Annotated in this window: 19 protein-coding genes and 1 pseudogene; 3 read left to right on the top strand and 17 right to left on the bottom strand. The window is 54.1% G+C overall.

All coding sequences use genetic code 11. The features are described from left to right. The first annotated feature begins 49 nt into the window (after positions 1-49). From NYE69_RS25360 to NYE69_RS25370, 3 genes and pseudogenes are all read left to right on the top strand, one after another. On the top strand, positions 50-1,504 hold the full coding sequence (locus NYE69_RS25360) for an ABC transporter permease (RefSeq protein WP_340928457.1): 1,455 nt from the start codon (positions 50-52) through the stop codon (positions 1,502-1,504). A gap of 46 nt (positions 1,505-1,550) precedes the next feature. Next, positions 1,551-2,699, top strand: a pseudogene (locus NYE69_RS25365) (ABC transporter permease); the annotation flags it as partial. Between the two features lie 42 nt (positions 2,700-2,741). Further along, positions 2,742-4,574 carry an ABC transporter substrate-binding protein gene (locus NYE69_RS25370; RefSeq protein ID WP_340928460.1) on the top strand — a complete coding sequence of 611 codons (1,833 nt, stop codon included), beginning with the start codon at positions 2,742-2,744 and terminating at the stop codon, positions 4,572-4,574. A 150-nt stretch (positions 4,575-4,724) separates the two neighbouring features. Here NYE69_RS25370 and NYE69_RS25375 read toward each other — a convergent pair whose 3' ends face one another. The 17 genes from NYE69_RS25375 to NYE69_RS25455 all read right to left on the bottom strand — a co-directional run bounded on the left by NYE69_RS25375 (position 4,725) and on the right by NYE69_RS25455 (position 20,688). Then, complete coding sequence (locus tag NYE69_RS25375) at positions 4,725-5,375, bottom strand: SGNH/GDSL hydrolase family protein (RefSeq protein ID WP_340928462.1); 651 nt, start codon at positions 5,373-5,375, stop codon at positions 4,725-4,727. Between the two features lie 179 nt (positions 5,376-5,554). Beyond that, complete coding sequence (locus NYE69_RS25380) at positions 5,555-6,181, bottom strand: hypothetical protein (RefSeq protein WP_340928463.1); 627 nt, start codon at positions 6,179-6,181, stop codon at positions 5,555-5,557. A gap of 283 nt (positions 6,182-6,464) precedes the next feature. Then, complete coding sequence (locus NYE69_RS25385) at positions 6,465-7,703, bottom strand: ABC transporter permease subunit (protein WP_340928465.1); 1,239 nt, start codon at positions 7,701-7,703, stop codon at positions 6,465-6,467. Between the two features lie 11 nt (positions 7,704-7,714). Next, positions 7,715-8,608 (bottom strand): ABC transporter ATP-binding protein, encoded by an 894-nt coding sequence (locus tag NYE69_RS25390; RefSeq protein WP_445744791.1) that lies wholly within the window; start codon positions 8,606-8,608, stop codon positions 7,715-7,717. A gap of 43 nt (positions 8,609-8,651) precedes the next feature. After that, on the bottom strand, positions 8,652-9,437 hold the full coding sequence (locus NYE69_RS25395) for a hypothetical protein (protein ID WP_340928466.1): 786 nt from the start codon (positions 9,435-9,437) through the stop codon (positions 8,652-8,654). Beyond that, a complete protein-coding gene (locus NYE69_RS25400) occupies positions 9,373-9,972 on the bottom strand; it encodes an RNA polymerase sigma factor (protein ID WP_340928468.1) in 600 nt (199 codons plus the stop codon). Before NYE69_RS25400 ends, NYE69_RS25395 begins: the two co-directional genes overlap by 65 nt. 944 nt (positions 9,973-10,916) lie before the next feature. Then, positions 10,917-11,690, bottom strand: coding sequence for a class I SAM-dependent DNA methyltransferase (locus NYE69_RS25405; protein ID WP_270619335.1), 774 nt, complete (start codon positions 11,688-11,690; stop codon positions 10,917-10,919). A 28-nt stretch (positions 11,691-11,718) separates the two neighbouring features. Then, the gene (locus NYE69_RS25410; RefSeq protein ID WP_340928470.1) at positions 11,719-12,624 is read right to left on the bottom strand and encodes a CvfB family protein; all 906 of its coding nucleotides are present in this window, start codon (positions 12,622-12,624) and stop codon (positions 11,719-11,721) included. After that, positions 12,621-12,968 (bottom strand): ribosome silencing factor, encoded by a 348-nt coding sequence (gene rsfS, locus NYE69_RS25415; protein ID WP_036621073.1) that lies wholly within the window; start codon positions 12,966-12,968, stop codon positions 12,621-12,623. The genes NYE69_RS25410 and rsfS overlap by 4 nt, the downstream gene beginning before the upstream one ends. Further along, positions 12,969-13,556, bottom strand: a complete 588-nt coding sequence (yqeK, locus tag NYE69_RS25420; protein ID WP_340928472.1) for a bis(5'-nucleosyl)-tetraphosphatase (symmetrical) YqeK — start codon at positions 13,554-13,556, stop codon at positions 12,969-12,971. Beyond that, positions 13,540-14,133, bottom strand: a complete 594-nt coding sequence (locus NYE69_RS25425) for a nicotinate-nucleotide adenylyltransferase (RefSeq protein ID WP_340928474.1) — start codon at positions 14,131-14,133, stop codon at positions 13,540-13,542. Before NYE69_RS25425 ends, yqeK begins: the two co-directional genes overlap by 17 nt. A gap of 22 nt (positions 14,134-14,155) precedes the next feature. Then, on the bottom strand, positions 14,156-14,446 hold the full coding sequence (yhbY, locus tag NYE69_RS25430; protein ID WP_278739633.1) for a ribosome assembly RNA-binding protein YhbY: 291 nt from the start codon (positions 14,444-14,446) through the stop codon (positions 14,156-14,158). A gap of 7 nt (positions 14,447-14,453) precedes the next feature. Beyond that, positions 14,454-15,344, bottom strand: coding sequence for a shikimate dehydrogenase (gene aroE / locus NYE69_RS25435; protein ID WP_340928477.1), 891 nt, complete (start codon positions 15,342-15,344; stop codon positions 14,454-14,456). Between the two features lie 25 nt (positions 15,345-15,369). After that, entirely contained in the window at positions 15,370-16,497 is a 1,128-nt protein-coding gene (yqeH, locus tag NYE69_RS25440; RefSeq protein WP_340928478.1) for a ribosome biogenesis GTPase YqeH, read from the bottom strand. Further along, positions 16,494-17,021: a YqeG family HAD IIIA-type phosphatase gene (locus NYE69_RS25445; protein WP_340928480.1), complete on the bottom strand. Its 528-nt coding sequence runs from the start codon at positions 17,019-17,021 to the stop codon at positions 16,494-16,496. The genes yqeH and NYE69_RS25445 overlap by 4 nt, the downstream gene beginning before the upstream one ends. A 152-nt stretch (positions 17,022-17,173) precedes the next feature. Continuing rightward, on the bottom strand, positions 17,174-19,423 hold the full coding sequence (locus NYE69_RS25450; RefSeq protein ID WP_340928482.1) for a DUF4129 domain-containing transglutaminase family protein: 2,250 nt from the start codon (positions 19,421-19,423) through the stop codon (positions 17,174-17,176). After that, positions 19,420-20,688, bottom strand: coding sequence for a DUF58 domain-containing protein (locus NYE69_RS25455; RefSeq protein WP_340928484.1), 1,269 nt, complete (start codon positions 20,686-20,688; stop codon positions 19,420-19,422). The genes NYE69_RS25450 and NYE69_RS25455 overlap by 4 nt, the downstream gene beginning before the upstream one ends. Positions 20,689-20,690: the final 2 nt, after the last annotated feature.

Here is a 20,690-nt window from a genome sequence, read left to right on the forward strand (position 1 = left end):
TACTATATCAATCGGAATAATTCAATTTAAAACGCAAGGAGGTGGAACCATGCAAGCCGCACCGGCGACAAGAGAGCAACTGGAGACCCTGTCCATCAGAAAAACGATCAGCATCACTTACGGCAAAATGGTCATAAATCCCGCTTATCGTTACTTCATCTGGTTATTAGGGGCCCCGGTCCATCTCGTTGTTCTATTGATATACATATTTCGCAAAAGGCAAGACGCTTACGGCTCACTGCTGGCCGCTGCCAGGAAGGAGCTTCTGGAATCCGGCTATAAAGAGAAGCTGAAAGCGGAAATTGCCGAGGAATTGCGGCGTAAGCAGTTATTTTTCGGACAACCGGTTGCGGACGGGAAACAAAAGCGCCAAACGGAAAAAGAAGCCGAAGCCCGCTTCCATGAGGCGGCCGTAGATGAAGCCGAACGAAAGCTGGCGCAAGGCCGGCTGCAAAAAACCAGCTTCGCCGGCACTTTTCAAGCCCTGGTTCAACAGCCGCTGTTTTTGGCGCTGACGTTCCTTCCCGGATTGCCGATGTATGCTTTGATCTTCCTTTATACCCATCCTTACTTGAAGTACGTGTTTGAGCGATTGGTGATGAGCCTGTTCGTGATCATGGGCGTGTCCATCCTCGTATTTACAATCCTGTATCTCTCGCCGATGAATCCCGCCGCCAACATTCTCGGCGAAACCGCGACGGAGGAGCAAATCGCCCAATTCAACAAAATATACGGGCTCGACCAATCCTATTTCGTCCAATTGTGGAACACGATCAAAGGCATCGCCTCGTTCGATCTGGGCAAATCGTTTTCGGGCAATGAACAAGTCACGGCCACCATCGCCCGCAAGTTCCCGATTACGCTGGTATTAACCGTTATTTCGCTGATGCTGGCGATCCTGATTGCCATTCCGGTAGGGATCATATCCGCCGTCAAACGAAATTCGCTGTGGGATTATACGTTTATGTTCATCGCGTTGATCGGCTTGTCGATACCAAACTTTTGGCAGGGGCTCATCTTCATCCTGAACTTTTCGATCAAGCTGCATTGGCTGCCCGCCACCTTTAATCCGCAGAATGCGCTGTCCTTCATCATGCCGACCGTCGTTTTGGGGACCGGGCTGACGGCGGCCGTGGCCAGAATGACCAGGTCGTCCACCTTGGAGGTCATCCATGAAGACTATATTCTTACCGCCAAGGCCAAGGGGCTCAGCAAACGCCAGGTATTGCTGAAACATGCGTTGCGCAACGCGATGATTCCGATCATTACCGTCATCGGCCTGCAATTTGGCGGGATGCTGGGCGGTTCGGCCGTCACGGAAAAGGTGTTCAACATCAGCGGGATCGGGAGCTACATCGTGGACAAGCAATTTATCCCCGACATCCCCAGCATCATCGGCGGGGTCGTCTATACCGCGATTACCATATCCCTGGTGAACATGGTCGTCGATATTTTTTACGCTTTCTTCGATCCTCGTATCCGGACGAAGATGAAACACTATTAAAAGCGGGTGCAATTAAGATATGAACAAAAACAAACAACGGCGCAGCCCGGAGTACACGCTGGCGGTATACGCTTTGCTGACCGGTTTGTTCGTGATGGCGCTGTCGGCGTTAAATCTGTTCAAGCCCTATGTCTCGGACACGTTTCTGCCGGCAATGTCCGGTTTGCTGTTTATCGCCCTGTTTCACCTCGTCGCCCTGCTGCTCGCCGCCAAGTATGCCGGCGGCCGAAAGCCGGCTCCATGGCTGGCTTGGGTAGCGTGTCTGCTGATTTTGACCTCCGTTACCGGCAACCTGTTCGCTTTACTGCTGGGCGTGAATCTGCTCGTTAAAATCCTTAACCGCGACAATCCTTCGGCCTCCAGATGGGAGGACGTGTGGGAGAAGCTGACCGCAAGCGCCGCCTCCATGCTTGGCCTGTTTTTTATCATCTTTTTGTTTTCGCTGTCCATTTGCAGCTACTTTACGTTTGATTACGCGATGGCCACGGAAAACAATTACGGGGCGATTCTTCAGCCGCCAAGCCTTGCCTACCCGCTTGGGACGGATAACTTCGGCAGATGCTTGTTCTCGCGCATTGTGTTCGGCGCCCGGATTTCCCTGGCGGTCGGCTTCCTCTCCACCGCGATTCCGGTTCTGATCGGCGGCGCGCTGGGGGCGATATCGGGATATTACGGACGGCACACCGACAATATCATCATGCGGGCGCTGGATATTCTTTACGCCATCCCCGGAATTCTGCTGGCGATTGCGATTATCGCCGCGTTCGGCGCCAATACGGTGAATTTGATCCTGGCGCTGAGTGTGGGCGCGATCCCCACTTACGCCAGAACGATGCGGGCCAACGTACTGCTGGTGTCCACCTTTGAATTTGTCGATGCCGCCCGGGCCTTGGGGACTTCGAACGCCGCTATCATTTTCAGGCATATCGTGCCGGGATCGCTCGCGCCGATGATCGTCAAATCCACCTTAATGATCGGCAGCGCGGTCATTTCCACGAGCAGCCTCAGCTTTCTCGGTCTCGGGGTGGAGCCGCATATTCCGGAATGGGGCAATATTTTAAAGTTGGGCAGCGCCTACTTGGAAACCCATTCTTACCTGGCCGTATTTCCCGGACTGGCGATCATCCTGCTCGTGTTGTCCTTTAACTTTCTCGGCGACGGCCTCAGGGACGCCCTGGATCCAAAGCTCGGCTAGCCTTAACTGCTGAAACATTTTTTATTTATGGGAGGAGTCATTATGAAAAAACATGCATGGTTTATCCTGCCGCTTGCTTTTGTCCTTATCGCCGGCGGCTGCACGGTCAAAACCAAATCGGACGTGGCCACGAACACCGAGCCGAAGACGGAAACCGAAACGGAGAAAGTAACGGACCAGACGCCCGTCGATATCGAACTTCTGGGGATGAGCATCAATGAATCGGATCTGAACATCGTCCGCGACCAGCTTACCAAAAACGGATTCAACGTTAAGCTGAACATTCAGCCGGACTACGGCAGCTTTAAGGCCCAGGAGGACGCGGGGAATTTTGATATCGCCCATTCCAGCTGGACGACGGTGACGGGCAATCCCGATTACGCGGTCAGATCGCTGTTCAAGACGGGCGGAGATTACAGTATTTTGGACGATCCGGAAATCGACAAGCTGATCGATCGGGCCGCGACGGAAACGCCGGAGCAATACAAGGAAACGTACAAGCAACTGGAGCAGCGCCTCGTGTTCGACAAAGCCTATATCGCACCGCTTTATATCTCGTTGAAAAGCCAAGCAGTCAACAAAGACATCCTGAATCCCGATACCGTCAGACTGTCCAAATCCCGCGCTTTGGCCTGGGAAAGCATCGACTTCAACGACACGTCCAAGCGGGACAAAGAGCCGCTGCTGCTTACCCAATCGGCTTCCGTGCTGACTTCGCTCGACCCGATCAAAGGCAACGACGGCTCGATCAATCAGCTCAATACCAATATGTACGTCCGCTTAATCAATCTTACGGATGACGACAAAATCACCTCGGACGGCTCGTTGTCCTACAACCACAGCATCGCCGAAGGCAACTCGGAATACTATTTCCTGCTCCGGGACGATATCCATTTCGCCAAGATTGAAAATAAACAAGCCGTAGATACGGGCGAACGCGTGGGCGCCGACGACGTCGTCTTCTCCCTGAACCGGGCCAAGGACAAAAACTCGGTGCCGGATCATCGGACGTACAGCCTGCATGAGCATATTAAAAGCGTGGAAATCGTCACGAACATCGCCTCCCTGGAGGGAATCAAGCAAGCCGGCGGCGGCGGAACCGTCAAGGAGGCTTTGGAAGCGGGGGTGGATACGAAAATTAAAGAGCTCGTCGCCGATAAAACCCAAGCCGACAACAAAGCGGGCAAATACCAGGTGGTCAAATTGACCACAACCGAGCCTTTCCCGCAAGTTTTAAACTACCTGGCCCATCAATCCGCCGGCATCGTGTCCAAAAAGCAGGTGGAAAGCATTAATACGTATGACGTGGCCACCTTCGATGTCAACAAGGACATTCCGTACGGCGACCAAAACACGGTCACGGAAGGCAGCCAGTACAACAACACTTTGTATACCAGCGGCCCTTATATTTTGTCATCCAAAAATGATTACGAAGCGATCTTTTACAAAAATCCCGGTTATCGCAAAGGCTCCAAAGACGAGCCTAAAATTTCCACGGTGAAAGTGCGCTTCATCGCCGATCCGGACAGCGCGCTTTCCGCGCTGCGCAACAGCGAAATCCACCTCTATTACGGAGTGCCGGAAACGAAATACGATATCGTGAAGGGCGACGGCAAGCTGAAGCTGCAAACGATCGAAAGCAACGCCGTAAGCTATCTGCTCTTTAATACGAAGGGCCGGGACGTAGCCAAAAGCGAAGACCTGCGCAAAGCGGTGCTGTATTCCATCAACCAGGACGAAATTCTCGCCTTCTACAACAACAACAAGCTCAAAGCCGTCTCCACCGTCAGCCCGCTGGTCAAAACCGGCAACGAGCTCGTCGCCGATGCGGCAAAGGTCAAGGAGTATTTGGAGAAATATAAAGCATCCAAGTAACAGAGCTTTGCAGCTACACGCAAAAACAGCCTCTGCGCTCCCCGGGAAGCACAGGGGCTGTTTCACACGGAATAAGATCAGAGCACAAGAAAAGGTTCCATAAACGCATACTCCTCCGTTAATAGAACCCTGTATGATACTAATAAATGCCTACTCCCACACCCTGCCGTTTTCCGCGGCCGCAAGCCATTGCTTCGCGAGCAGATCGTGGCCGGCTGCGGTCGGGTGCATGCCGTCCCATAGCCAGTATTCCGCATCTGCCTTTTGGGCGGCTTCCTCAAATGCCGCCTGAAGCGGAACATGCACGGCGCCGAACTCTTTCGCCAAACGGAGCACGATTTGCTGGTAGCGGGAGATGATCTCCCACCACAACGCCCACTTCTCCGCCGTTGCGCTCGTTTTCAAGATGAAAGGCTCGCAGAGAACAAGCTTGGCGTCCGGCAAAACCTCTTTCGTCTCCTGCAACAGATGACGGTAAGCGCGTTCAAACCGGTCCGTAAACCCGCCCGGCTGATCGTTCACGGTGAACCAGGCGTCATTGACCCCGATGAGCAGGCTAACAACATCCGGCTTCAGGCTGATCGCATCCTCGTTCCATCTCGCGTATAAGTCGGATACCCGGTTTCCACTGATCCCCCGGTTGATAAAAGAAGGCTGGAGATGAGCATATTCGTTCCCCAGTTTGGCGGCGATGATGTAGGCGTAGCCATGGCCCAAAATATGATTGAGGTCGGTTCCGCGGTCCCGATTGCCGTCGGTAATGGAATCCCCTTGAAACAAAACAACCAACCTTTTTTTCATCTTAAATCTCTTCCCCTTTCGTTCCTTTACCTTTAAGAATGACCCGGATGGCGAATCGTCAGTGTTCCCCTGCTTGATACACAAAAGGCACAAATTTACGCCAAGCAACCCCCAATAGTATACACCCTTTTCCGTCCGGGTGTCTTTAGCGGGTAGTTATAATTTGGTATCTCCCTTATCTACTCCGCAAACCGTAAAGTGAACACAAGCGCCCATTCGGTCCGGCTTAATGATTCCGGAGAAAGGTCCGCCATAATGATCTCGTTGGAGCTTGTGGCGTGCATGCCAAACACATATACAGGCTGATCGGTGGTAAACGAAAACGGTTCGGCACTCTTTATCAAACCTCTTGCTTTCAGCCCTTTTTCCCACGGGATTGTAAAGGTAGACAGGCTTGATCCCTGTTGATCAACGGTACAGACTTTAATTGTACTGTAATCATCCCTACCTTCCAATGATACCGTGTCTATGGATATGATGACTTCGACTTCGTGACCACTCTTCGACTCTTCCGTACTGTGAAACAAATCCCCGATAAAACCTGCGGAATCCGCTTTCCGCCCGTCTTTCCAGATGTCTATATCCAAGCTGGCATTAGGCTTTTTTCCTTCATACGTTAATTTAAAAGCACCGGACATCGAGCCGAGGAAAAGCTGAAACTTGGCTGCGTCCCCCTTGAACAATTCAACGGGCGTCAGCTTTATCGTAACAGGGTCTGGCTTATTGCCCGGCGGGGTCTCTGTACTTTCTGCGAAACAGCCAGTTAAGAAAAATAACATGATCAATATGCTAGCTTTTACCCGCATTTCGTTCCTCCCTTCACTATGTGATAATTCAACCAGCTCCCCGTTGTACTCGATAATATCCATTTATCCTTCATATTACGGCTTTTTCATAGGGTAATCCATCCCCTCCCAACTGAATTATTGGGCTTATTTACCAATCCGAACGATATTGGGGATTTCGCTGCATCACAACTATAAAATTACACAGATACCTCAAAGAGTGATTTCTGAGCCTCAGCGATAACTAACATGTGGAGGATGATCTTTTTGATGTTTTGCATAATTGCGGCACCATAACTCGCCGTCAAACCACCTGATGTTTTTGGAATGCCCGATAAGAAAGAGGCACCAGCAACGCTATAACGGCTACTGCAAACCCTGTCATGACTTTATACTCCAAAATCATTTGACCAAAAATATGGTACACTTCATAATCGGTTAGTTTTTTAAACCCGTCCATCATATTTTCCGGAAACAAATTCATTAAATGATTAAACAGGCGGCTGCTTTTGCTGGCCGGAATGAACAACGGACCGATCAGAAAAATTCCGATAACAATGATAACGGGAAAGGGGCCCCTCATCCGGCTCGACAACCACAGCGTCACCGCTCCCACAAGCAGACAGGCCAGACTGCCAATGAGGACCGCCCATAAATATGATTGGAAAACCGTATAGGGGACAGGCGCCAAGAGCTCAATTATCTGTATACTTGCGTTTCCGCCATCAAATCCATAGATCCCCAATAGCAAGAGCGTATAGGCCGCCACCGCAAAGACGATCAGTCCCAGGGACACCAGGAAACTGGCTTTTAATTTGGCGGCGATCACCTTATTGCGGCCATAGCGGGTGGATAGGATGATCGAGTCAGCCCCGCTCTGGTATTCACCAGCAAACACGGGAGCGAGACAAATCGCAATCACAAAAGCAATGATTAAGAAGAGATTCGGCAGATTTTCAAACACATTTTCCCAACCGGTAACATAATCCAATTGAAAGGGAATCGGAATGCTTTCATTCATCTTTATAAAAAAAGCTTTCTCCTTCGCTGAATAATTTCCATAGGAATAATCACCATTCAAATACTGATTAACTTTTTCCATCCGCTTTTGATAAAATTCCTTTGCATCACTTGGCTTCAATCTGTCGATAATATAAAAATCGTACTCATTCAAAGGAGAAAAAGCAAAACTAATCAAGGTATAAATCTGATTATTTTTAACTTCATATTTGGCATGGGATTCAATGGTCATCTCTCCTTTCTTATCAAGGTTTTTCGGATCACGCATCACTTTTTGGTGCCGTTCAACCGTATCCGCTACTTTTTTCACGGTTAACGGTCCGGCAAGCTGACGGTTGTACTCCCTTAATAATCGGATAGCTGGTATTCCGTATAAGTATTTCCCATCCTTACCTGTTATCTGGGTATTCGTAATTAACACAATTGTCAAAAGTGGGATCATTACTACCAAAATCGCAATCCCTGCATAAAATGATTTCCGGCGGGTGATCTTCCGCAGTTCAAATCGGGTCAACGCATCCATAAGTGGTCCCCCTATTTTTCTTCACCGGCTGTTACAGCCGTTTCATCTTGAAAATGGTACAAATACAAATCTTCCAACGTCGGCGCAACCGATACTGCATCCTGGGAGGGCTTTACCGGGGACACGATGCGCAACTCCACCTGATTCCCTTCATGCCGCAGATTGCTTACACAATAGCGGGCATTCCATTCCTCCGCCTCTCTGGCCGAAACTTGGCAGGACCATACACAACCTTCCATGGTAGTAGTCAGTTGGGCCACCGTACCGGTCATCAACAGCCCTCCTTGCTTCATCACCATAATTTGGTCGGCTATGTACTCCACATCCGACACAATATGCGTTGAAAGAATAACGATTTTATCTTTGGCCAAATCGGCAATCAAATTGCGAAACCGTACCCGCTCCTTGGGGTCAAGTCCCGCCGTTGGCTCGTCCAGCACCAACACACGGGGATCGTTAAGCATCGCTTGGGCAATGCCCAGCCTTTGCTTCATGCCTCCGGAAAAGGTCCGGATTTTCTTACGGGCCACTTCCTCCAGAGCAACTGTGCGCAGCAATTCACGAGTTTTCCCCTTCGCCGCCGATAGCGTCAGTCCCTTCAACGAACCTACATACCACAGGAACTCCTCCGCGCTGAAATCAGGGTAATAACCGAAGTCCTGCGGCAAATAGCCCAGCAGATCACGATAACGCTCCCCCATGCGGGCAATATCCTGGCCGTTCATCTGAATCGTTCCCGATGTCGGATTGAGTATTCCGCAGATCATCCGCATCAACGTTGTTTTTCCCGCGCCGTTAGCCCCAAGCAGACCATACACACCGCTGGACAGGCGAACCGAAATATCGTTCACCGCTTTTTTAGCGGAAAATTGCTTACTTACCTGATTCAAGGTTAGTTCCATCATTGAGCGCCCCTCCACACTGATTTATAACTATAAAACCATAATTTTACACAACGATTCTCAACGCAGTTTCTATACTCCGACAGGCCTTGCGTACTCCGCGTACCTCGAAAGTAATTCCTGTGACTGTAAGCAGCAGCAATGCCAGCCATACTCCGATTGCCGATGTTTCAAACATTCCGAGGGAGGGATTAAGTGCTAGTATTGTTTGTACTAGTGCCACAAGACCGCAGTAAATCAAACAGTAATACCCGCAGCTCGGGGTGCGAACCCTATTCAACAGCCATAAGCAACCAAGACAGGTCAAATTGAAGGGCACAAGCAAATAGAGCAGAATGATGCTGATTTCTACCTCCATGTAGGCGCTCAATAATATGGCCAGCACTGCCAGACCTATCAGATCCGCTATTCCCAACAAACTCATGCGAACCAATATTAGCTTCTCCAGAAGATGGCGCGTACTTAATTCGATCTCCAGCATACGGCAGCTTAACGAACGAGTTAGCGTCTGTATACCCGCTGTCACCAGTAACGGTGCAGCAATAGAGACCAGCATGATAAGTTGGATATTTTCCTTCGGTTTGTGAAGAGAATGCTGTAACATCAGAGCCGTCCCAAGTACAATAAACAACTGCACAACCCACACCTTCCAGCTGATGAAGCGAATCTGGGTCATATAGAACTCTGAAAAGGATGTTCTGCGGGCCGCCTGTGTTCGGTGCAGTATCTCTCTCGCCCCTTTGACGGTTTCCTCCAGCTTCTGCTTGTCAACGAGGGGTGAGGGGTAGTTCTGCAGGGCGGCGATGATGGTATTTCGCGACTCCTTGTCCAACGGATTCACTCCTTTCCCAGTACTGCCTTAGTACAGTCAAACCACGTTTAACCCGATATTGCACCATACAAACATTCACTCCTGTTATGCGAGCAATATCACGGAAGGTCAAATCCAAGCAAAACCGCATGAACACCAGTTCCCGTTGCTCTTCAGGCAACAAATGGAGCAACTCATGAACCAGTTGCCTCCTTTCTACCTGATCCTCTATTGAGATGCTTTGCTGCAAGACTTTCCTTTCCGCCTCCTCCGCTGCTTCCTCCCAAGATAGGGACGGCCGCTTCCGTAGATGATCATTGCAAAGATGGCGAGCGATCGTGTATAAGTAAGCGCGGCATTTTCCTGTATTTCTGTAACCTTCAATGTGTCGACAAAAACGATAAAAGGTTTCTTGTGTCAAATCCTTCGACTCTTCCTCATTCCTTATCCGCCAGTAACAATATTTCTGAATGTCAGTATAGTAGAGCTCAATCAGCTGCGTCAGATATTGGGTTTCCCCCTGCTGGATACGCCTAATCCATTCACTCTCGTCCAACCACGTCCCCCCCTCCATCATGTATAACTGTTTTAGGTGAAAAAAAAATGAAATAGTATGTGTCTTTTTTGTGAAGTTTCTCAAACAGAAACTTCATATGAATTTGCCTGCATATGATATAAACGAGCGTAAACCCCTCCCTTTCCAAGCAACTCTGTATGCGCCCCAAATTCTATTATTTGTCCAGAATCCATAACAATAATGTTATCTACTTACCGGGTATTAACAAAACGATGAGTGTTCTCCTATCACGTCTAATGATGCTGTGGGTTCATCCAATATTAATATAGAGGATGGTTTCATCAACGCTTGTACAGGCAATTTTCATAGGCTACGGATATTAACGACAAAAAGGAGAATGATTTTATACGAAAGGGGAGGGGAAACCTAGCTGAGGAGAGGCGAAAAATAAACCAAAAAAATAAGGCTCAACCTAATAATCAGCGCTTAACAGGGAGGGCCCGGTAAACGACCGTGGAAAGAAATATCGGCAGATCAATATCCGCTGTCCGGACGCTTTGCACGATTATCCCGTTTGATCCGGCAGCAGAGAGGAAGATAAATTCAGGAGAGGAAAATAAGTTTGGGAGAAGCAGACATGTTCGAGATCGTTAGACAGATTTGTGAGAAGGAAGTTTAGGAGACATGAAGCAGACCTGACGAGAGGAAGGAGGGGCAAGACACCGGGAAAAAGGAAAGGGCCGTGATTAGCCACCCTCTCCCCCCTGAACAAGAGGGATAATCGTGCAAAGCAGCATGCAGGGATACCAGGACACGAACGCTATCATAATTTATTTTGTCAAGCACTGATCTCGGTTTTTAACCAAAAATAGGCCGCCCAAAAGCGGCCTCCCCCGGCTTGCGGTTCGCCGTACGCAGTGAACCATATGTCGTTTTATACTGTTAGCCTTATCGCCGGCCCTTATTCTACCGTCGCAGCTGCCTTATTTCACGGCCACATAAAACAGCCGGGCGGCGTCATCCATCGCTTCAACCCACTCGAAGTCGGCGTAGCAGTTCACTTCGCGGAAGCCGCATTTCAGCAGCTCGCTTTTCATCCATGCTGGATCGTAGGCGCGCTGTGTATGCGTCTCTTCAAAACGGCGGTACAAGCCCGGCCCGTTTTCCTCTTCGCGGGCGAAAATCGTCAAATGATGTTCGATCTCATTCCGGAACGGGTCGCGCTCGCACGTCCAAATATACGCCACCCGCGATTCGTCCCAAATAAACGGCTGCTCCTCCTCATACCGGATCAAGGTATTCGGGTGATGCACGTCGAACAGGAATGTCCCGCCGGGTTTTAGCCCTTCATATGTACGGCGGAAGGTGCGGACGATATCGTCCTCTTCCAGCAAATAGTTCAGGCAGTCGCAAAAGGAAATCACCGAATCCACCGGTTCCGGCATGGCCCATTCCGTCATGTCCTGCTGCACCCAGCGCACACTGCCTTCCCGGAACAGGCGAACGCCCTGGGGCGTGCCTTCCATTTTGCGCCGGGCCACCGCCAGCATATCGACGGATAAATCGATGCCCGTCACCTCGAAGCCGGAATTCACGAGCGGAATCGTGATGCTGCCCGTGCCGCAGCCGAGATCGACGACCGACTTCGGCATTCCGTGCCGTTCCCAGGCGGTGCGGGCAAAGCGAATCCAGTCCGGATACGGCATATCCTCCATCAGTTCGTCATATACGTAGGCAAATTTTCGATACGAAGCCATTTCGTCACCGCGCTTTCTGTGATTTAGCCTATTCCCCGGCATTTCCTTCCCCGGCCTCGGGCTGCGTCAAATAGGTCCAGTTCTCCTTCTGCACGACCTTGCCCTCTTTCATCAGCTTGCCGAGCGCGCGCTTAAACGCCGCTTTGCTGATGCCGAAGCGCTGTTTGATTAAGTCCGGCGACGTCGCGTCCGAATACGGCATTCCCCCGCCTTGCCGGCTGCGCAAATACGCCAAGATGCGTTCGGCGTCCTCGCCCATGCCGACTTCCTTGCGCGGGGCCATCGACAGGTTGACGCGCCCGTCCTCGCGGACATGGGCGACCCGCACGCTGACGCTTTCGCCCAGCCGCAATAGGCGGCTTCGCTCTGTGGCGTGGATCATGCCGATCGCGCCGAAGCCGAGCACGCCGCCCTGCACGATCACGAACGTGCCCATTTGCAGCGGCTTGTATACAATCGCGTCCACCCAAGTGTTTTTCCACGACTGCGGGGCATGAAACGTATGCGGAGCCAACTCCTGCTCGCCGGCGAGCTTAGCCTTCAGCCGCCCCTGCTTGTCATGCTCCATGATCACGTAAACATGGTCGCCCACCTGCGGATGCAGTTCCTTTAGCTCCGGCAGCTCGCGGATCGGAAGCAGCAGCTGCCGCCCGAGTCCCATTTCCAGAAAGCAGCCCAGCCGGGGATGCACGTCCGCCACCTCCAGCAAAGCGAGCTCACCGAGCGTAAGCAGCGGTTTTTTCATCGTCGCCGCCAGCCGGTCCTCCGTATCGTAAAACAAAAACACGTCCACCGTTTCGCCCGGCTTCACCAGCCGGGTCAGCTCGGAATAATGCAGCAGAACGTCCTGCCCGCCCGCGCTGAGAAAATATCCGTAAGGCGAAACCTCCCGGTCGATCGGCAAAGAAACGATAGTGCCCGCGACGAGACTCATACCGTCTCCACAACTTTGGCGTCCGACCAAAGCCGTTCGATGTTGTAATATTCGCGCTCATCGCGATGGAACACGTGCACGACGACATCCCCCAGATCCATCAGCACCCAACGGGCGGAATCCATGCCTTCGATGCCGCGGATTTGCGCTCCGGCCTCCTGGGCCCGTTTGCGCACCTCGGTGGCGATTGCCTGTACCTGCGTATCCGAGTTGCCGTGGCAAATGACGAAATAATCGGCAATCAGGGAAATGCCTTTCAAATCGAGGGCCACGATGTTCATCGCTTTTTTATCGTCAGCGGCCTGAACCGCCAGGTTTAACAATTCATTTGATGTTACCGCCATTCATTCAGCCTCCTTGGTTTTTGCTCTTTGTTTGATCAAATCGTTGCGCGCCAGCAGCGTCAGCGGAAAAATCGGTTTACCCTTCTCCAGCAAAAAAGAAATGGTCGAATCGAAGCCCGCGATCAGCGCGTCTTCCAAATTCGTCTCGGCCAGATCGCGAATCTTCTCCACCCCGGGAAACTCCCGCCCCGGCTCCATGTAATCGGCCAGGCAGACGATTTTGTCCAGCAGGGTCATGCCGACCCGGCCGGAGGTGTGGTAGCGGATCGCGTCAAGCACCTCCCGGTCCTCCACGCCGTAATCCCTGCGGGCGATAAACGCGCCGACCTCGGCGTGCAGCAATTGCTTGTCATGTTCCAGCAGCTCGGCGTTCAGGGCGTTCTCGCGGATGATCGCTTCCTGCCGGTCGATCGGCCAAAACTTGGCCAAATCATGCAGCAAGGCCGCCAGATCCGCTTTGACCGGGTCGGCCCCGTAACGCCCCGCGAGGATGACGGCGGTTTCCATCACGCCCTCGACATGCTTCCAGCGTTTCGCCGGCATCCCCGACGAAACCGCCGCAATCAGCTCATCACGACTGTATCCCATACAATCCGCTCCTTGTCATATAATCATGCACGGAATCCGGCACCATATACCTGACCGAACGCCCCTGCGCCAAACGGCTGCGGATCAGGCTGGAAGAGATGTCGATCAGCGGCATTTCCGCCAGCCGCACCGCCTCCTGAATAAACGGAGGCAGCGCATCCAGTTCCAGAAAACTGCCCGGCCGCTGCAGCCCAATGAACGTAAGCATTCCGGCCAAATCCTCGATCCCTTCCCATTTGGGCAGGTAATTCACCATATCCGCGCCGATAATAAAATACAAGTCCAGATCGGGATGTTGTCCCCGGATTTCCCGGATCGTATCCACCGTATAGGAGACGCCGCCCCGCTTCAGCTCAATGTCGAGCGGCTTAAAGGCGGGATGGCCCTGAATGGCCGCCTCGACCATTTCCAGCCGCTGCTTGCCGCTGACTCCGGCCCGGTGTTTATGGGGCGGAATATGCGAAGGCATAAACCAAACCTCTTCAAGATGATGCTGTTCTCTGGCGGATTCCGCCGCAAGCAAATGGCCGAGGTGGATCGGATCGAACGCCCCGCCCATAATCCCGACTTTTTTCATGTTGGTTTCCCCCCGGGCCGTCCTAAGGAAGCTCGATTTGTTTGTATTCGCGCGATTCCTTGTACAGGACGATCGTGCGGCCGATAAGCTGCACCAGCTCTGCGCCGGCCCCTTCCGCCAAGGTTTCGGCAATCTCCCGCGGATCGTCCAAATTGTTGTTCAGCACGGAGATTTTGATCAGCTCGCGACGCTCCAGCGCTTCCGCGATCTGGCGGATCATATGCTCGTTCGTCCCGCCTTTGCCTACTTGAAAAATCGGCTGCAGCCCATGCGCCAGACTGCGCAAATAACGTTTTTGTTTTCCTGTTAGCATTGTATATTCAAGACCCCTTAACATTCAAATGTGCGATGCCCATACTGGCCATAACCGCCGCGCGCATCGCTTCGATCGGAGCGGGCAGGCCGGTCCAATGTTCAAACGCGTACGCGCCCTGGTAAATAAACATTCCGAATCCGCTGTGGATCGTGCAGCCTTTCATCTCGGCTCTTTGCAGCAGCTCCGTTTTCAGCGGATTGTAAATCAGATCGCTGACGACAATTCCCCCCGGAAGGAGATCGGGATCGATCGGGGTTTCCTGCACATGCGGGTACATCCCTGCCGATGTCGTATTGATCACAATATCCGCCGCTTGCAGATATTCCGTCGCTTCCTCCAAGCCGCAGCCGCTTATGCGGCCGAGATGGGCCCATTCCGCAGCCAGTTCGCTTGCTTTGTCCGCCGTCCGGTTGGCCACTATGACGTGGGCGGGACGTTCCAGGAGCAGCGCGTAAATGATGCCGCGCGCCGCGCCGCCCGCGCCCAGTACGACTGCGGTTTTGCCCGTCAGATCAGGCACCGCCTCTTCTTTCAGAGAACGGATGTAGCCGATGCCGTCGGTATTGTACCCCGTCAGCGTGCCGCCATCGTTGACCACCGTGTTGACGGCGCCGATATAACGCGCCCCTTCATCGATCCGGTCCAAATATTTCATTACATCCAATTTATGCGGGACGGTGACATTGATGCCGCGAAAGCCAAGCGCCGCGACCCCTTGCACGGCCTCCTTCAACCGCTCGCCCTTCACGTGAAAAGGCAAGTAGGCCCCGGCGAGGCCGCAAGCCTTCAGCGCCGCTTCGTGCATGGCCGGCGATTTCGAATGCCCGATCGGATCGCCGATCACGCCAAGCAGCAGCGGCAGCTTGTTCTTCTCCATTTGTTCCTGACCGTTCATAACTTCCCCCTCGGCCCCCTCAAGATCAAATTAAGGAGCGGCGCACCAGCACCTTGATTCCTTTCGGAACTTGGGCGGCCACGACGGCCCCGGCGTCGCTGTTGATTTTAATCCAGCCCAGGCCGGAAATGAACAGATCGCTTCTGCTTCCCTTGTTGATCCGGAACTCGTGCCGCGTCCATTCCGGAAGCTTGTCTATGTTTTCCCGGCTTGGCGGCGCCAGTATCTCGCCCGCATGGTCCGCGAACAGCTCGTCGGCCCGCGCCAGCTTCGTCCGGTGAATCGGCACGCGCCCGCTGACAAAACAGGTGAACGATTGCCGACCCCCTTGTACGAAATCAAAACGCCCGAAGCCGCCGAAAAATAACGTCTGCCCTTCATTCAACTGATAAACCGCCGGCTTCAGCGGCTTCTCCGGCAAAATGACGCCCAGATCGCCGGGGGCCACCATCTCGCTGTACCGCGAAGGATACACGATGCCCGGCGTATCGATGATCTCGCGCCCGTCATCGAGCGGAATATGGACCATATCGAGCGTCGTGCCCGGATAACGCGAAACGGTGAGCTCCTGCTCCAAATCGCTGTAATCGCGGATCAGCCGGTTGATGAGCGACGATTTGCCGACATTGGTCGCCCCGACCACGTATACGTCGAGATCGCCGCGGTGGGCCGCCACCGCCTCCAGCAGGCGGTCAAAGCCGCTGCTTTGTTTGGCGCTGCACAGCACGACGTCCTCCACCTTCAGCCCCATATCCTTTGCTTCCTTTTGCACCCAGTTCCGCACCTTGTTCCAGTTCGTCACCTTCGGCAGCAGGTCGATCTTGTTCACGGCGAGCAGCACCGGGTTGTTGCCGATAAACCGCTGCAGCCCGGAGATGACGCTGCCCTGGAAGTCAAACAGGTCGACGATATGGATGACAAGCGCCTTTTTGCCGCCGATTTGCGCCAGCAGCCGCAGGAATTCATCCTGCTCCACCGTCACCGAAGACGATTCGTTGTAATTTTTAATGCGAAAACAGCGCTGGCAGATCACCGGCTCTTTGGCGAGCGCCCCGCTCGGGACATATCCCGGCTTATCCTGCGCCTCGCTTTGCAGCGCGATGCCGCACCCGCTGCAGCGAAGTCCGCCTGCTGTTCCCCGTACCTCCGTCATCGCTTTTTTTCCTCCTCCAGCCATAATCCAACTTTGCCCAGCCGCCGTTTGACGATGCGCTCCAGCAGCCGGTTGATGCGCGTTCCCAGCCCTTCATCCTGAACGGAAATCGGCAGAACCAGGATCGTGTACAAATCCAGGCGGTTGCCGCCGAACACGTCGGTCATCAACTGGTCGCCGACCACCACCGTTTCCCGCGGAGCCAGTCCCATCATCTCCATCGCCCGGCGGAACGCCGCGGCGGACGGTTTTTTGGCCGCATGCACAAACTCGATATTTAAAGGGTTGGCAAACGCCGACACTCTGTCCCAATTATTGTTCGACACAATGACCAGTTTAAATCCGCATTGCTTCACTTTCCCGAACCATTCGATCAGTTCGGGCGTAGCGAGCGGCGCCTTGGCCCCGACCAGGGTGTTGTCCAAATCGGTGATAATGCCCCGGTAGCCGCCCGCGTACAGCTCCTCCAGGTCGATTTCGAACACGGTGTCGACACGTTTTTTCGGAATAAATATCTCAAACAATGATGTTCACCTCAGTTTCCATACGACAAACTATACCATAATCTGCCGCCAACTGCCTATATTTTAAGGGATTGTAACTCGTAATTTAAAAAGAAAACGCCCCTCGCGCGCGGGGCGCGGGGGAACGCAAATTCAAATGCCGTTTCGCCGACTTAAGGCTGCATGGGCAGTCCGCGGCCGCGGCGACCGCTCGTACGCTTGAGCAGATCGCGGGCAAGACGACGGGCCGCTTGCCATTCTTCCTCCGAGACGGAGGCGGAGCTGTAATTCGCTTTTTCGAAGCTGGCCAGCAGCGGGTCGAGCGCGCCGGACAAATGCGGCTTCTCCCGCTTCCAGCGGGCGAACGTTTCCCGCAGCGTTTCCTGGTCGCCGCGCGTAAGCCCTCTGAGCCGCAGCCTTTTGACCACCCGCAGCGTCTCGAACACCGTCTTCTCGCCGGGCGTTAAAGGCCGGCCCAACCGCAGCCGCAGCCAAGTGAAGTAAAGCTCGTTCCGAACCTGATACAGTCCCCAAGCCAGCAGCACGGCCAGCGCGATTAGGGATACGCGGCGAAGTACGGCAGGATCGATCTTATCCAGGAAACTTTCTTCTATGGCTGCGGTCTCCGTCTCTTGAGCCGGCTCCGGCGCCAGCGTCTCCACGCTGTCCTCCTCGGCGAGCAAAATCGGCGCGTCAAAGCCTGGTGTCGCCTCGAACGGAATCCAGCCGTAATCGCCAAAATACAGCTCCGCCCAAGAGTGGGCGTCGGCGTTGCTTACCGTGTAATTCCCGCTGATCCCCGGACTCCGCATCATCATTTCCTCGCTCGGCTGGGTTCCCGGCGCGTAGCCCTTCACCCACCTGGCCGGAACCCCCAGCGACCGGGCCATGATCACCATCGCCGTCGAATAATAATCGCAGTAGCCCTGCTTGATTTCGAACAGAAAGCTGTCCACGAAGTCGCCGCTTTCCCGCCGGGACAAGTCCGGCTTGTTCGTATATTCGAAGTTTTGCCGCAAATAAGCCTGCAGCAGCTCCATTTTCTCATACGGCGTGGACCCTTCCGCCGTGATCTCCCGCGCCAGATCCTTCACCCGCTGCGGAAGGCTGTCCGGAAGCTGCAAGTACTCCCCGTCCGGGGGCTCCGGATACAGCTCGTCATAGTCAGCCTGCTTCAGCTCCCGCAACGGGATGAGCGGAACATTTGCCACAACCTTGTATTTGCGCGGATAATCCGGGAGGTCGCCGGGATCGCGGTACCCGTGCCAAAACAGTTCGCCTTCCCGCCGGGCCCAACGCATATCGGCAGACTGCTGCCGGTCGTCCAGCAGCTCGACGCTCTCCATTGCGTAGCCCCCGAACAGCACCGGATATTCCTGGTCGGTATTCATCGTAATGATTTGCTCGACCTGTCTTGTCTCGACTTTCCCGGGACGATCCGCGGCGAGCGGCCCGTCGGACGGGGCGCCCCGATACCGCTCGGTTTGCCGCGGCTCATCCTCCAGATCGGCCCAGCCCTTGCCCGAGTAGATCCGGCGGGTTTCCCCGCGCCAGTATGACCTGACGGGCGTGGATACGGACATGACCGGCGTGTAACTGAATTCGAAGCCGTCGCCCAGGTCCTTGTCGTCGCGGCTGTATCCGGACATAATTTGCTCCTGGGATAGGGCCGTTCCCGTAGTTTCTACAGCGCTCGCAAGCGTTGTTCCCGCGTCTCCCCCCGCTCCGCCGCTGCGCTTGATCCAGGCCGTGTAGGGATCGGTCAGCGTCGGCGAAACCGCCGGCATGCTGATGCCGATCAGCAGGACGCAGGCAAACACCAGGGCGATGTTTATAGCGACTTTGATCGGCTGCCGCCGCAGCCGCTGCCACCCTTGCGGATATTTCAGCCTGTATTCGTAAAAATGCCAGCTGGCCAGCCATCCCAGCGCGGCAAAAACAAGCCAGGCGACATTGGACCATAGATAATAGGAAGTAAAGGAGTCCAAAATCGTGAACACCAGCAGATGAACCGCCAGAAACAACAGGATGCGTTTGCGGCCGACGACCAGCCGAACCGCCAGTTCCAAGAGCGCCCAGGCCGCCAGCGAAAACCAGATATACGGAACAAAGGACAGCGCCATGCCGCGGATCTGGTCGGGAAACAGCGGTCCGTAAGGGACGTAAACACCGCAGCCGGTCAAGACGATCCTCCATCCGGCAAGAACAAGCGCGATTTTGACCGTCCATCTCCAAGCGGCCTTGATCGGCAGCAGCACTTCGATAAGCGCTATGGTAATGACGGTGGCCGTGACCAGCGTGGTCGTTGCCGAAAACCAGATCGGCTCGGTAAAATCGATCCACTGCATGGCGATGACCGTAAGCCAGAGCATCACGAGCAGCCGGTACGAAAACCATTTCCAGTGCGGCGCCGTGGTCATCATAGCTTCGCACCTCCCATGGCTGCCGGCAGCTCGCCGAGGGCAGCGATTTGGACGCCCCCCAGCCCCTGCTCGCGAAGCGTCCGCTGCCAGGCGGAAGGCTGGCTTCGATTGGCCCGCGGCTGGGCTCCCGCCGGGTTCCCCCGGCCGATTTGGATATGATACGGCACCATTTGCCGCGTTTTAGCCCAACGCAACATGCCCAGCGCCTTCTCATCGGCCAGCGGGCTGATGAGAATAAAAAACGCCCCCGGCGGAAACCATTCTTTATGCGATTCCAGCTTGTCGAGAGGGTTGCCGTAACCGTCCGCGTCGATGTCCACGAGATGATGGATCATCTGCTCGCGTTCCAGAGAAGCTTCGGCGGGCGCAAAGAGGCGAAACGTTTTGCCCATCGTGCCCATGCCCATGCTGATCCGCGCCCTAGCTCCATACTCCAGCAAAGAGGCGGCCGCCGACACGGCCAGCTCAAACTGGGCTGCGCCCGCATAACTGGACGTATGAGCGTCGAGCAGCAAAATCGTCTTCGGCAGCGACTCATGCTCGAACTCCTTGGACTTCCACGAACCGGTTTTGGCCGTCGCGTTCCAATGAATCCGGGAAATCCGGTCGCCGTAGACGTAGTCGCGAACCCCGTTAATCTGGGTCGTTTCCCGCCGCGAAAGAGAGATGGCCGTCTCCGGCCCGGCCAGACGCGAATTGCGGCTGTACAGCTCCCAGTGCGGGATGAACACGGTGCGCGGCAAGATGCGGAACTCCCCACCGGACTGCACCGTGCCCGTATGCTCCATCAAACCGAAAATATCCTCGGCGCTGCAGGTCGTGCCGGCAAATACGTATTTCCCCCGCTCAAGCGGGGGCGTCTTGTACACCAGTTCCGCGCGTCCGCGAAAGTACGGGACCACGCTGTCTTCAAACGCCCAGGTGTCGCCGTTGTGGCGCTTTAGCGTCTCGCGGATGACGAGGTAAGGCAGCGGCATAAACGCCGGGAGCTGCAGCCTAAGCCTGACGAGCACCTGCTGGCCCGCTTGCAGCACTCCGCCGCGTTCTTCGAGCGATAAATTCCGCGTGCCACGGATCCGCTTCACGCCGCCAAGCCCGCCGATCGCCCAATAAGCGGCCAGCACCGATACCATCATCAACAACATAAACGAAGTCTTGCCGCCCTGAAACAAAACGTACAGGAGACAGATCAGCCATACGGCGGCCACTCTCCAAAATTTCCGGCTGGCAAGGCCCGCTTTAACTCCTTCGAGAAACTCCCGCATAG

Source organism: Paenibacillus sp. FSL R5-0527, assembly GCF_038008055.1.
In the GTDB taxonomy this organism is placed as follows: domain Bacteria; phylum Bacillota; class Bacilli; order Paenibacillales; family Paenibacillaceae; genus Fontibacillus; species Fontibacillus macerans.